Below are 13,989 nucleotides of genomic sequence, written 5' to 3' on the forward strand. Positions count from 1 at the left end.
CCTTTTGCTTAAAGTGGGTTTATTGACAATCCGCTGACAAATGACACGAATTGCTAAATTAATCACCCTGCTGAACATTTACATTATTAATCACTATCGTTACTATCTCGGACGAAACTAATGAGGCCCAAAATTATGGAAAGCTCGTTTGCTCCCATTGAACAGATGCTTAATTTCCGCGCCAAGCGTCAGAAAGACTTCCCTTATCAGGAAATCCTGCTGACCCGCCTGTGCATGCACATGCAAAGCAAGCTGCTGGAAAACCGCAATAAAATGCTGAAAGCACAAGGGATTAACGAAACATTGTTTATGGCGCTGATTACTCTGGATGCGCAGGAAAGCCACAGCATTCAACCTTCTGAGCTAAGCTCTGCCCTGGGCTCGTCACGGACCAATGCCACGCGCATTGCCGACGAACTTGAGAAACGCGGTTGGATTGAACGCCGTGAAAGCGACAACGATCGTCGTTGCCTGCATCTGCACATGACACCGCAGGGAGAAGAGTTTCTCAATCAATTGCTGCCACCGCAGCACAAGTGTCTGCATTTCCTGTGGTCCACGCTGAACGATGATGAACAGCAACAGCTTGAAAAGCTGACGCGTAAGCTGTTGACGCGCCTGGACCAGATGGAAGTTACAGAAAAGTTATCCCAATAATTTCTGTTCAGGTACCTACATACTATGCGATCCCCATTTAACTGGAGATTCACCCCGCTGTTCGCCGTATTGCTGCTGGCCGGGTGTGCGTCTACCGATAATATTGCCCCGCAATCCACCCTGATGGATCCGCAGGCTCTGCAGCTTGCGCAGCCGAAGGTCAGCTCGTTGAACGTCAGCCCGCAGTGGTGGCGCGCACTTAACGACCAGCAACTTGACGCGCTGATGACCCAGACGCTGCAAAGCTCCCCTTCGCTGCGACAGGCAGCGGCACGCGTACGCGAAGCACAAAGCGTAATGGGGGAAGCCAGCGCCGCCAACGGGCCGAATCTGGATCTCAACGCCAGCAGCAACCGCCAGAAAGTGCCGCAAAACGTGAACCTGGGGCTGGGGTATCCTCATCAACCGATCTACGAAACCTCCAACTCGCTGGGGCTGAACCTGGCCTATGAATTCGACTGGTGGGGCAAATACCGCAACCAGGTCAACGCTGCCAAGGCACAGGTCGATGCAGCCCGCGCCGAGCAGGAACAGGCCGCATTGACGCTGACCAGTTCGGTAGCCTCTGCCTATTACCAGCTACAGAGCAATTTCGCGCTGGAAAAGCTGTTGCAGCAGGAAGTGGACAACAACCAACGCCTGGCGGACTTGCGCCAACAGCAATATAAGGCCGGCATTACCGGCGTTGACGTCCCGCAACAAACCCAGGCGCAAGCCGACGGCGCCAAGCAGCAGATCCTTCAGCTGCAATCGCAGATTGAACAACTCAGACACCAACTGGCTGCGCTGGCAGGCCAGGGCCCGAGCGCCATGCAGCACCTGCGCCCGGTGGCCCTTCCCGCCAGCAGTTTGATGGCGCCAAAAGGTGAACTGACCGCCGATCTGCTGGGCAAACGTCCGGATATCGCCGCACAGCGCCAGTTGGTGGAGTCCTATAACCAGCGCGTCAGCGCCGCCCGTAAAGAATTTTATCCCAGCCTGACCATTTCAGCCTTTGCCGGCCTGACCACCACCAACACCAGTGGGACCAGCCCGAATCTGTTTGAAGCGGCCAGCCAGGCCTGGAACGTGATGCCGGCAATTTCATTGCCGATCTTCCACGCCGGTGCGCTGCGCAGCAAGCTGGGTGAGGAGTCTGCGCTGTATGATCAGGCCGTGGAGTCCTATAACCAAACCATCCTGAATGCCGTGCAGGAAACCGCCGATGCCATCACCGTCCAACAAAGCACTGCGCAACAGCAGCTGCAGGCGGCATCTGCGTCCGAATCGATGCAACAGGTGTACCGCGTCGCTAACGCTCGATACCAGGCAGGGATTATCGGGCGCGACCAGTTGTTGACCAGCCAAACGCAGCTTTTGCAGCAGCAGCAGGCGGAACTGAATGCCAGCAGCAACTTGCTGCAGGCGAAGATAGGACTGATCCGTGCGCTGGGCGGTGGCTATCAGGCCCCGGCCGCTGCGGGTTCAAAAGCATAATAAAATAGAGAGCTTGGAGAACACCATGAGCGCAAGCGCGGAGACTCAAAACCCGCAGCAACCGTCAGGCAAAAAGAAGCAGCGTAAATTTTGGCTGCTGCTGCTGACGGTTATTTTCATCGTTATTGGGGTGGCATATTTAGTCTATTGGTTCCTGGTGTTACGTCATCATCAGGAAACCGACGACGCCTATGTTTCCGGTAACCAGGTCCAGATCATGGCCCAGGTGAACGGCAGCGTTAACCGCGTCAACTTCGACAATACCGACTATGTGAAACAGGGTGACGTGTTGGTAACCCTGGATCCGACCGATGCCGAACAGGCGCTTGAACGCGCCAAAACCGGCCTGGCCAATAGCGTGCGTCAGACCCACCAGTTGATCATCAACAGCAAGCAGTATCAGGCCAACATTGCCCTGCGCAAGTCTGACCTGAGCAAGGCCGAGAACGATCTGAAACGCCGCGTAGTGCTCGGCAGCGTTGACGCTATCGGCCGTGAAGAACTGCAACATGCTCGCGATGCAGTCGACAGCGCCAAGGCGGCGTTGGAAGTGGCGGTGCAGCAATACAACGCAAACCAGGCGATGGTATTGAATACCCCGCTGGAGCAGCAGCCGGCCATTCAACAGGCCGCAGCGCAAATGCGTGACGCCTGGCTGGCATTGCAACGGACCAAAATCATCAGCCCGATCACCGGTTATGTCTCACGCCGCAGCGTACAGGTTGGCGCGCAAATCGCCGCCGGTTCCCCGCTGATGGCAGTGGTGCCAGCCGATCACATCTGGGTTGATGCCAACTTCAAAGAAACCCAAATCGCCAATATGCGTATCGGCCAGTCGGCTACCGTAGTCAGTGACATTTACGGTGATGACGTGGTGTACAACGGTAAAGTGGTCGGTATCGATATGGGTACCGGCAGCGCCTTCTCACTGCTGCCTGCGCAGAACGCCACCGGTAACTGGATCAAAGTGGTTCAGCGTCTGCCGGTACGTATAGAACTGGACGCCAAGCAAATCGCCGATCATCCGCTGCGTATCGGTCTGTCGACCCTGGTTAAAGTTGACACCACGAATCTGGACGGCCGCGTGCTGTCTGACGTGGTGCGCGACAAACCGCTGTACCAGAGCGACGCCCTGGCGTTGAACCTGGCGCCGGTTAACCAAATGATCGCCGACGTGATCCATGCGAATGCCGGTTAAGCGCGCGGGAGGCTACCTTGGCACAGAAACCGCTTGAAGGCGCTCAGCTCGCCTGGATGACGGTCGCGCTCGCCATGGCGACCTTTATGCAGGTGCTGGACTCCACCATTGCCAACGTGGCGATCCCAACGATTGCGGGTAACCTCGGGTCCTCCAACTCGCAGGGGACCTGGGTGATCACCTCGTTTGGCGTGGCGAACGCCATTTCCATCCCGATCACCGGTTGGCTGGCGAAGCGCGTCGGTGAAGTGCGGTTGTTCCTTTGGTCCACCGCACTGTTCGTGCTCGCTTCCTGGCTGTGCGGCATTTCCAACAGCCTGGGCATGCTGATCTTCTTCCGCGTGATCCAGGGTGTGGTAGCGGGGCCGTTGATCCCGCTGTCGCAGAGTCTGTTGCTGAACAACTATCCGCCCGCCAAGCGAGCGATGGCCCTGGCGCTATGGTCGATGACGGTGATCGTCGCGCCGATTTTCGGGCCTATCCTCGGCGGTTATATCAGTGACAACTATCACTGGGGCTGGATCTTCTTCATCAACATCCCGATCGGTGCCGTGGTGATCCTGGTGGCGATGTCGACGCTGAAAGGCAGGGAAACCAAAACCGAAATCAAACCGATCGACACCGTCGGTCTGGTGCTGCTGATCGTCGGTATAGGGTCACTGCAGGTGATGCTCGATCAGGGTAAGGAACTGGACTGGTTCAACTCGACCGAGATCATCGTTCTGACGGTGGTGGCGGTGGTGGCGCTGCTGTTCCTGATAGTCTGGGAACTGACGGACGACCACCCGGTGGTGGATTTGTCGTTGTTCAAATCGCGCAACTTTACCGTCGGCTGTCTGTGTATCAGCCTGGCCTATATGCTGTACTTCGGCGCTATTGTGCTATTGCCGCAGTTGCTGCAGGAGGTTTATGGCTATACCGCCACTTGGGCCGGATTGGCTTCGGCGCCCATCGGCTTGATACCGGTATTGCTGTCGCCGATCATCGGCAAGTTCGGCAACCGGCTCGACATGCGGCGGCTGGTGACCTTCAGTTTCATAATGTATGCCGTGTGCTTCTACTGGCGCGCCTATACCTTTGAACCGGGAATGGACTTTGGCGCCTCGGCCTGGCCGCAGTTTGTCCAGGGCTTCGCCATCGCCTGCTTCTTTATGCCATTGACCACCATTACGCTGTCCGGCCTGCCGCCGGATCGCATGGCGGCGGCATCAAGCCTGTCGAACTTTACCCGTACGCTGGCGGGGTCGATCGGGACGTCGATCACCACGACCTTGTGGACCCAGCGCGAATCGCAGCACCACTCGCAGCTGGCGGAGTTTGTGAACCCTTACAGCCCGCAGTCACAAGAAATGTACCGGCAGTTGGAACAAATTGGCATGAGCAAGCAGCAGGCTTCGGCTTACATCGCCAACGAGATCACCGCGCAGGGGCTGATTATCTCCGCCAACGAGATCTTCTGGCTGTCGGCCGGGGTGTTTCTGGTCCTGCTGGCGCTGGTCTGGGTGGCAAAACCGCCGTTCAGCTCCGGCGGTGGGGGCGGCGGCGCTCACTAAAGCAGAGAAAGCAAAACGGGCGCCCAGAGGCGCCCGTTTTTTATTTGTACCGTTGCAGCCAGGCGACGGATATTAAGCCTGGTTTTGACGCCACCAATCGGCCAGCAAAATGCCGGTCGCGACTGATACGTTCAGGCTTTCTACCTTGCCTGTACCGCCGATAGATACGTTCATATCACCCTGCTGCCAGGCGCTGTCGCTCAGTCCATCACGCTCCTGCCCCAACACCAACACCATTTTGGCCGGCAGCTTAGCCTGCGCCAACGGGGTGCCTTTATGGCTCGAGGTGGTCACGATGGCGTAACCGGCCTTGCGGAAAGTATCCAGCACCGACAGGAAGTCATCTGCGCTGATCGCCTTGATGTGTTCCGCGCCGCCTTCGGCGGTACGTACCGCCGCACCGGACTCCAGCAATGCCGGATCCTGCAACAGAACGCCATTCACGCCAAAGTGTGCGCAAGAACGGACGATAGCGCCCAGGTTGTGCGGGTTGCCCACCTCTTCCAATGCCAGCACGCAGTCTTTCGCCGGTGCTTCTTTCAGATAGGTTTGCGCATCCAGGCCCTGACGTTTTTTGATCAGGAAGCATACGCCACCGTGGTGCTCGGTGCCGGACGCTTTGGCCAGCTCTTCTTCATCTACCACGTGGTAGGCTTTGCGGTTGGCCGCCATCCAGCGCAGCGCTTCACGAAAACGCGGCGTGACCGACTGCACGAACCAGGCGCGGACGATCGCGTCCGGACGGCTGGCAAACAGCGCCTGACAGGCGTTTTCACCGTACACGCGGGTTTCTTCCGCACGCTGGCGACGCAGCTGCTCAGGATCGATAAAGCTTTTACCACTGATACCACCGTGATCGAACGCCGGCTCTTCTTCCGGACCACGAGACACGGTTTTCCATGGCGAATCATAACCGCCACGGTCTTCAGTACGCGCTGGACGGCGAGGACGATCGCTTTCACTGCGGCGGGAATCAGAGCCAGAGCCACGGCGATCGTTATTACCGCGCGGCTTGTCCTGACCGGTACGGCCCGAAGAGCGAGCACCGTCTGCCGGACGGCCTTTGCCGGCCGGACGCTTATTCTTGTTACGGTCGTCGCCGTTGCTGTCGTCGTCACTGCGGACGTACATCACTTTAACTTTACCGTTCTTGCCACTAAATGAATCGTTCATTTTCTTCTCCACCAACGCGCAGGGCGCGAAGATTACCTGATGTTGGGGTGCTAAGCCACCTACTTGCGCTAAAAGCTAACAACTATCGTATTCATTGAACAAACCTCTTTGTTCATTGGCACGCTTTTAACGATAATAAGCAGCATTAAAGATACATCTCCGCAACCCGAATGCGGTATGTCGTGCTTTCCCAGTATCCGAGGTCATCATGAATACAGTTTGTCCCGCTTGTAATGCCACCAACCGCGTACCTGAAGATCGTGTGGCTGACGGCGCAAAATGCGGCCGTTGCGGCCACGCGCTTTTTGACGGTGAAGTGATCAATGCCACCGCCGCGACACTGGACGCGCTGCTGCAGGATGGCCTGCCGGTCGTGGTCGACTTTTGGGCACCCTGGTGTGGCCCTTGCGTCAGCTTTGCGCCGATCTTCGAAGACGTTGCCGAAGAGCGCGCCGGTAAAGTCCGCTTCGTAAAAGTGAATACCGAGGCTGAACCGGAACTGAGCGCCCGTTTCCGCATCCGCAGCATCCCGACCATTATGCTCTTCCGCGACGGGAAAATGGTCGACATGCTCAATGGCGCCATGCCGAAAACGCCGTTCGATAACTGGCTCAATGAACTAGTTTAACGCAGAAAGCAGATACCCGTCGCCTTTCAAGCTGCGGCGTTGTTACCTGCACTCACCCCAGTAACTGACTAAAGCAGGTAGCTGGGGGATGAGCCAACTGGGCACCGAAAGTCTTAGCCTATAAGCGGTGTTGACCATTGTGGATGACATCGCCGCACTTCAAACCGGCCCGAACGCTCCCGTCGGGCTTTTTTCTGCGTTACAATACCGGTTTTCCCCGGGATCTTTATGACCGACAACGCCGTACTTCGCCTGCGCCAGTTTCGCCTGGAACGATCAACCCGCCCTTTTCTGGCGCGTGGCAACCGCATTACGCGTTGTCAGGGGTGTCTGCTGCCACAAAAAAACTGCCTGTGTGACACCATCCAGCCGCAGCCGGCCGCCAGCCGTTTTTGCCTGATCATGTTTGGCGCAGAACCGCTCAAACCAAGCAATACCGGCAGATTGATCGCCGATATTCTGCCGGACACCCAGGCGTTTCTATGGTCGCGTACCGAAGTTGACCCTGACCTGCTGGCGGCGATTAACGATCCTGCACGCCAGCCTTACGTGGTTTTTCCCGCGTCCTATGCCGCCCCTGAACGACCGGTATTCAGCGAACTGCCCGCCGGAGGCAAACCGCCGCTGTTTATTATGCTCGACGGCACCTGGACCGAAGCGAGCAAGATGTTCCGCAAAAGCCCGTACCTCAATCAGTTTCCGGTGTTTTCGCTCAATGTCACCGCCGCCTCAAATTACCAACTGCGTGAGGCCAGCCGCACCGAACAGCACTGCACCGCGGAAGTGGCGACAGCGCTGTTGCAACAGGCCGGTGATGCCGCTGCGGCCGACGGCCTGGCGGAGCATTTTCGCTACTTCCGTCAGCAGTATCTGGCAGGGAAACCTACTCGCCCGGAGGCACCGGTCACAGCAAAGCCGTTGTAAAACGCCTAGAATCAAGGCGGTAACGTTGCCTAAAGGAGCCGAGCATGAGCCAGCGAGGGTTAGAAGCGCTTTTACGTCCCAAATCTATTGCCGTTCTCGGCGCTTCACAGCAGCCTGGCCGCGCCGGCAACCTGATGATGAGCAACCTGCTGGCCGGCGGCTTCAACGGGCCGGTGATGCCGGTCACGCCGCGTTATAAGGCGGTCTGCGGAGTCATGGCCTATCCGGACGTTGCCAGCCTGCCGCTCAGCCCCGATCTGGCCATACTTTGTACCCATGCACAACGCAACCTGGCCTTGATTGAGGATTTGGGCAAACGCGGCTGCAAAACGGCCATTGTGCTCTCTTCGCCGCCAGAGCAGTTCGCCGAGCTGAAAGCCTGCGCGCAGCGTTATTCGATGCGCCTGCTGGGGCCGAACAGCCTGGGTCTGCTGGCCCCCTGGCAAGGCATAAACGCCAGTTTCTCGCCGGTACCGATCCTCAAGGGCAAGCTGGCGTTCATTTCGCAGTCTGCCGCGGTGGCCAATACCATCCTCGACTGGGCGCAGCAACGAGAAGTCGGTTTTTCCTATTTTATCGCGCTGGGCGACAGCCTGGATATTGACGTCGACGACCTGCTGGATTTTCTGGCGCGCGACAGCAAGACCAGCGCCATCCTGCTATATCTGGAAAACATCAGCGACGCGCGCCGCTTTTTATCCGCCTCGCGCAGTGCTTCGCGCAACAAGCCCATTCTGGTGGTCAAAAGCGGACGCAGTCAGCAGGCCCAACTGTTGCTCAACAGTCAGCAAGGGCTGGATGCCGCTTACGATGCCGCGATCCAACGTGCCGGTTTGCTGCGCGTACAGGATACTCACGAGCTGTTCTCGGCGGTGGAAACCCTGAGCCATATGCATCCGTTGCGCGGAGAGCGGCTGATGATCGTCAGCAACGGTGCGGCGCCGGCGGCAATGGCGCTGGACGAACTACTGGGGCGCAACGGCAAGCTGGCGCCGCTGGGGGACGAGATCCTGGCGCAGTTGGGTGACGCCTTGCCCGACTTTATACGCGCCGGCAACCCGATTGACCTGCGAGACGATGCAACTCCGCAGCGCTATCTGGCGGCGGTTAAGACCTTGCTCGACAGCCACGACTACGACGCTTTATTGCTGATCCACGCCCCAAGCGCAGCAGCCCCGGGCACCCTGACCGCCGAACGTATTATCGAGGCCGTGCGTCAGCACCCGCGTGGTAAACGCGTGACTTTGCTGACCAACTGGTGTGGCGAGTACTCCTCGCAAGAAGCCCGCCGGTTATTTACCGAAGCCGGCATTCCGACCTATCGAACGCCGGAAGGCGCAGTGACCGCGTTTATGCATATGGTGGAATATCGCCGTAATCAGAAACAGCTCAAAGAAACTCCGGCGCTTCCGGTCGGTCTGACCGCCAACACCGCCGACGCTCACCGATTGATTCAGCAGGCGCTGGCTGAGGGCGCAGCGCAGCTCGATACCCATGAAGTGCAGTCCATTCTGAAGGCCTATGACCTGACGACGCTGCCCACCTGGATTGCCGAAGACAGCGCCGAAGCGGTACATATTGCAGAGCAGATCGGCTACCCGGTGGCCCTGAAGCTGCGTTCTCCCGATATCCCGCACAAGTCAGAAGTTCAGGGCGTAATGCTCTATTTGCGCACCGCTACCGAGGTACAACGAGCCGCGGAGGCGATTCTTGATCGGGTTAAGCGCACCTATCCTCAGGCACGCATTCACGGCCTGCTGGTACAAAGCATGGCCAACCGCGCCGGAGCGCAGGAGTTGCGTATCGCGGTGGAGCAAGATGCCATTTTCGGCCCGCTGATCATGCTGGGTGAAGGCGGTATCGAATGGCGCCAGGAAAATCAGGTCGCCGTAGCGCTGCCGCCGCTGAATATGGCGCTGGCGCGTTATCTGGTATTGCAGGCGGTGAAAGGCGGAAAAATTCGCGGCCGCAGCGCGTTACGGCCGCTGGATATCCCTGGGCTGAGCCGCTTGCTGGTGCAGGTGTCCAATCTGATCCTCGACTGTCCGGAAATTACCCGTCTGGATATCCACCCGGTACTGGCCTCAGGCAGCGAATTCACCCTGCTCGACGTTTCCATGCAGATCGCCCCCTTCGAAGGCGATCCACAGGCACGGCTGGCGATCCGCCCTTACCCTCATGAGCTGGAAGAAACCATCGGATTGAAAGACGGCTCGCAATGCCTGTTCCGACCGATCCTGCCGGAAGATGAACCCGCGCTGAAACACTTTATCGATCGCGTGACCAAGGAAGATCTCTACTATCGCTACTTCAGTGAGATCAACGAGTTTACCCATGACGATTTGGCTAACATGACGCAGATCGACTACGATCGGGAGATGGCTTTTGTCGCGGTGCGGGATGACCAAATCATTGGCGTAACGCGTGCCCTCTCCGATCCGGACAACACCGACGCGGAATTTGCCGTGCTGGTACGTTCAGATCTGAAAGGGCTCGGCCTGGGCCGCCAACTGTTGGAAAAAATGATTACCTATGCCCGTGCCCACGGCTTGACCCGCCTGACCGGCATCACCATGCCAAATAACCGCGGAATGATAGCGCTGGCGCAACGTCTGGGTTTTGGCATCGATGTGCAGCTTGAGGACGGCATCGTCAATTTGACCCTGCCGCTGCAGGCGGAAGAAGTGCAGTGACCTGTGTCGCAATGCGCTACGAATCCACCACTTAACGCCAAAACATACGCACAATCGGGACAACTAGTGGTATTATCGCCCGATTATTCGATTTACTGTTTTCCCGTATTTGGCGTTCCGGCCATCTAATCATGAGAGAAGAAGCGCACTGTGATGTTGTCAAAATTTAAACGTAGCAAACATCAACAACACCTTGCACAACTGCCCAAACTCCCCCAGACGGTAGCTGATGTACGTACTTTGTACACACCGTCTGATTACCGTGCCACGCTGCTGGAATTGATCGCTAACGCCACCCAACGCATTTATCTGGTCGCTCTGTATCTGGAGCATGACGACGCCGGACGCGATATTCTCAACGCGCTTTATCAAGCCAAGCAGCGGTGTCCGGCGCTGGAGATTTGCATTCTGGTCGACTGGCATCGCGCCCAGCGTGGGCGCATCGGCGCCGCGGCCGCCAATACCAACGCCGATTGGTATTGCTCAATGGCAGAGCGGCACCCAGAGCTTTCCGTGCCAATCTACGGCGTGCCGGTGAATACCCGCGAAGCCCTGGGTGTGTTGCACCTGAAAGGTTTTGTGATCGACGATACCGTGGTTTACAGCGGTGCCAGCATCAATGACGTTTACCTGCACCAGCATGAGAAATACCGCTACGATCGTTACCAGTTGATCACCAACGGCGAATTGGCCAATACCATGATCGACTACATCAAGCAGCACCTGTTGACCGCCGGTGCTGTGCAACGTTTGGATCGTGACGATCGTCCCAAGAGCCCAGAGATCAAAAACGAAACTCGCTTATTCCGTTTCGGTCTGCGCCGGGCCGGTTATCAGTTTCGCAACCAGGCGGGCAACGATGAGCTGGCGGTAACGCCGCTGGTTGGGCTGGGCAAGCAAAGCGTGCTGAATAAAACCATTCACCATCTGATGTCCTGCGCCGATCAGAAACTGACGCTGTGCACCCCTTACTTCAACCTGCCGGCCCTGCTGGTGCGCAATATCATCTATCTGCTGCGCCAGGGCAAACAGGTGGAAATTATTGTCGGCGACAAAACCGCCAATGATTTCTATATTCCGGAAGATCAGCCGTTCAAAATTATCGGCGCCCTGCCTTACCTGTACGAAATCAACCTGCGGCGCTTTCTCAGCCGCTTGCAGCGCTACGTCGATACCGGCCAGTTGATTGTTCGCCTGTGGAAAGACGGCGACAACAGCTACCACCTGAAAGGCATGTGGGTGGATGACGAATGGCAATTGATTACCGGCAATAACCTCAATCCGCGCGCCTGGCGACTGGATCTGGAGAATGCCATTCTGATCCACGATCCCAAGCAGGAGATGCGTGAGCAACGGCATAAAGAGCTGGAGTGCATCCGCACTCATACCACCGTGGTGGGGAACTACCTGGAACTGCAAAGCATCCAGCAGTACCCGATCAAAGTGCGCAAGCTGATCCGCCGTCTGCGCCGTATCCGTATTGACCGGTTGATTAGCCGTATACTGTAATCCCGCTATAATTTAGCTATCGCAGACCCCGGCCAATGCCGGGGTGAGACTGCTGACAAACATATAATGTTTGGTGGCAGGCGCTAAAGGTTTTGAAAATAAACCAGGAAAATCAATTTATTGATTTCGGCTGATAACACAAAGGGGGAAAAACCACGCTTTTATCCCCCTTTGTCAATAACCCGACCCCGGCCAATGCCGGGGTTTTTATGTGTCATGACAACAGGATGTTTTCATTATGCGCCCACTCCGCTGCCTGGCCGCGCTCCCCTTTTTATTGATCACCAGCGGTTGTACCCACCTGGCAAATGACAGCTGGACCGGGAAAGACAAGGCACAGCACTTTGTCGCGTCTGCGGCCTTCGCTGCCGCCGGTGCGGCTTATGGCGATCATCAAAACTGGAATGAGGCACGCAGCCGCAGCTTTGGCCTGATGTTTTCAATCGGGCTCGGCGCCGCCAAAGAACTGTATGACAGTCGCGAAGGCGGCACCGGCTGGAGTTGGAAAGATTTTGCCTGGGATGTTGCGGGGGCGGCGACCGGTTATAGCCTTTACCACGCAACCCGCTGATTCACAGTTGGATCTCTTTCCCTTTGCGATGCAAGCGGAGAGAAACTATCAGCGCCAGCAGACACATGCCGGAAACATACCAGAAGAAGGCATTCTCGAAGCCAAACGACTTCAGCGACAGTGCAACATATTCCGCCGACCCGCCAAACATCGCATTAGCCACCGCATAAGACAGACCAACGCCTAACGCGCGCACTTCCGGCGGGAACATTTCAGCCTTCAGCAGCCCGCTGATCGAGGTATAGAAACTGACGATAAATAACGCCAGCACAATCAAACCGAAGGCCGCATAAGGGTTGCTGACATTTTTCAGCGTCAGCAAGATAGGCACGGTCAGCAAGGTCGCCAGTGAGGCAAAGATCAGCATTGAACTGCGGCGACCGATCTTGTCTGACAATGCCCCGACCAAGGGCTGCAGCAGCATGTAGATAAAGAGCGCGGCAGTCATAATACCGCTGGCCAGCTTGGCGTCCATCCCGGAGGTATTGACCAGATACTTTTGCATATAGGTGGTAAAAGTATAAAAGCTCAACGACCCTCCGGCGGTAAAGCCCAGCACCATCAGGAAGGCTTTACGATTCTTCCACAACCCCTTCAGTGAACCCGCATCTTTATGATTACGGGTTTTGGCATCGGAGGTTTCATTCAGCGACCGACGCAGATATAACGCCACTACCGCCAATACCGCGCCAATCGCAAAGGGAATACGCCAGCCCCAGGCCTTTAGTTCCTCTGCGGAGAGGATTTGTTGCAGAGCCACCAGAACCAGCAATGCCAAAAGTTGGCCGCCAATCAGCGTGACATACTGGAAAGAAGCATAGAAACCACGCCGCCCTTTTATTGCCACCTCGCTCATATAGGTGGCGCTGGTGCCGTACTCGCCTCCGACCGACAGGCCCTGGAACAGACGCGCAACCAGCAGCAGCACCGGAGCCCAACTGCCGATCGATTCATAGGTCGGTAAACAGGCGATCACCAGCGATCCTGCACACATCATGCAAACAGAGATCAGCATCGAGTTTTTGCGACCATGCTTATCGGCAATATAACCGAACAACCAGCCGCCGATCGGGCGCATGAAGAAACCGGCGGCGAACACGCCGGCAGTTTGCAGCAATTGGGTGGTGCTGTTGCCAGCGGGGAAAAATGAAGCGGCAAAGTAGATAGAACAGAAGGAATAGACGTAAAAATCAAACCACTCCACCAGGTTCCCCGATGAAGCGCCAACAATAGCGAAAATACGTTTCTTTTTGTCCTGCACTGCCGGATCGACGGCATTTCCACCCTCAATGGCCGAGGTTGTTTCTGTCATTTTGTATTCTCCAAGCCAGATAAACCGTGAAGTCGGCGTCCTGCCGCTTAAATGTAATTAAATTGTTAATATTGAGTTAACAATTAAAACAAATAGCGGGCGAAGAATATAGCGTGATTTTTGTGATGCGCATTGAAGACTGGCGTAAAAATCGGGCGAAATAACAGCAAATATTTATAGCGGACATAGCAAAAAGGCCATCCTTGCGGATGGCCTCTTGGCTTAATTGATGCCTGGCAGTGTCCTACTCTCGCATGGGGAGACCCCACACTACCATCGGCGCTACGGCGTTTCA

At 56.6% G+C, this 13,989-nt stretch carries 12 protein-coding genes; 9 read left to right on the top strand and 3 right to left on the bottom strand.

Annotation, left to right across the window (positions count from 1 at the left end):
- Positions 1-135: 135 nt before the first annotated feature.
- The 4 genes from mprA to emrB are packed head-to-tail and all read left to right on the top strand — an operon-like array spanning position 136 to position 4,884.
- Positions 136-657 carry a transcriptional repressor MprA gene (gene mprA, locus H5P17_RS22195; RefSeq protein WP_182825241.1) on the top strand — a complete coding sequence of 174 codons (522 nt, stop codon included), beginning with the start codon at positions 136-138 and terminating at the stop codon, positions 655-657.
- Between the two features lie 24 nt (positions 658-681).
- On the top strand, positions 682-2,133 hold the full coding sequence (locus H5P17_RS22200) for an efflux transporter outer membrane subunit (RefSeq protein WP_182825243.1): 1,452 nt from the start codon (positions 682-684) through the stop codon (positions 2,131-2,133).
- Between the two features lie 25 nt (positions 2,134-2,158).
- A complete protein-coding gene (gene emrA, locus H5P17_RS22205) occupies positions 2,159-3,331 on the top strand; it encodes a multidrug efflux MFS transporter periplasmic adaptor subunit EmrA (protein ID WP_044554491.1) in 1,173 nt (390 codons plus the stop codon).
- 17 nt (positions 3,332-3,348) lie between these two features.
- Positions 3,349-4,884, top strand: coding sequence for a multidrug efflux MFS transporter permease subunit EmrB (gene emrB / locus H5P17_RS22210; protein WP_044554490.1), 1,536 nt, complete (start codon positions 3,349-3,351; stop codon positions 4,882-4,884).
- Positions 4,885-4,956: 72 nt separating this feature from the next.
- Here emrB and H5P17_RS22215 read toward each other — a convergent pair whose 3' ends face one another.
- On the bottom strand, positions 4,957-6,057 hold the full coding sequence (locus H5P17_RS22215; protein ID WP_020828322.1) for a tRNA/rRNA methyltransferase: 1,101 nt from the start codon (positions 6,055-6,057) through the stop codon (positions 4,957-4,959).
- A 208-nt stretch (positions 6,058-6,265) separates the two neighbouring features.
- On the opposite strand from H5P17_RS22215, the gene trxC reads away from it, so the two are divergent.
- The 5 genes from trxC to H5P17_RS22240 all read left to right on the top strand — a co-directional run bounded on the left by trxC (position 6,266) and on the right by H5P17_RS22240 (position 12,382).
- Positions 6,266-6,685: a thioredoxin TrxC gene (gene trxC, locus H5P17_RS22220; RefSeq protein ID WP_041414882.1), complete on the top strand. Its 420-nt coding sequence runs from the start codon at positions 6,266-6,268 to the stop codon at positions 6,683-6,685.
- A gap of 228 nt (positions 6,686-6,913) precedes the next feature.
- A complete protein-coding gene (locus H5P17_RS22225) occupies positions 6,914-7,609 on the top strand; it encodes a tRNA-uridine aminocarboxypropyltransferase (RefSeq protein WP_182825245.1) in 696 nt (231 codons plus the stop codon).
- Between the two features lie 44 nt (positions 7,610-7,653).
- Positions 7,654-10,302 (top strand): bifunctional acetate--CoA ligase family protein/GNAT family N-acetyltransferase, encoded by a 2,649-nt coding sequence (locus tag H5P17_RS22230; protein WP_044554488.1) that lies wholly within the window; start codon positions 7,654-7,656, stop codon positions 10,300-10,302.
- Between the two features lie 153 nt (positions 10,303-10,455).
- Complete coding sequence (gene pssA, locus H5P17_RS22235) at positions 10,456-11,811, top strand: CDP-diacylglycerol--serine O-phosphatidyltransferase (RefSeq protein WP_182825247.1); 1,356 nt, start codon at positions 10,456-10,458, stop codon at positions 11,809-11,811.
- A 238-nt stretch (positions 11,812-12,049) separates the two neighbouring features.
- A complete protein-coding gene (locus H5P17_RS22240) occupies positions 12,050-12,382 on the top strand; it encodes a YfiM family lipoprotein (protein WP_182825249.1) in 333 nt (110 codons plus the stop codon).
- A 1-nt stretch (position 12,383) separates the two neighbouring features.
- On the opposite strand, the gene H5P17_RS22245 is transcribed toward H5P17_RS22240, so the two are convergent.
- Both H5P17_RS22245 and H5P17_RS26570 read right to left on the bottom strand, forming a co-directional pair.
- Positions 12,384-13,694 (bottom strand): MFS family transporter, encoded by a 1,311-nt coding sequence (locus H5P17_RS22245; RefSeq protein WP_220496938.1) that lies wholly within the window; start codon positions 13,692-13,694, stop codon positions 12,384-12,386.
- An 83-nt stretch (positions 13,695-13,777) separates the two neighbouring features.
- A partial coding sequence (locus tag H5P17_RS26570; RefSeq protein WP_220496939.1) for a hypothetical protein occupies positions 13,778-13,989 on the bottom strand: 212 nt, incomplete at its 5' end.

It is taken from the genome of Serratia sp. OS31, from assembly GCF_014164835.1.
Classification (GTDB): Bacteria; Pseudomonadota; Gammaproteobacteria; order Enterobacterales; family Enterobacteriaceae; genus Serratia; species Serratia liquefaciens_A.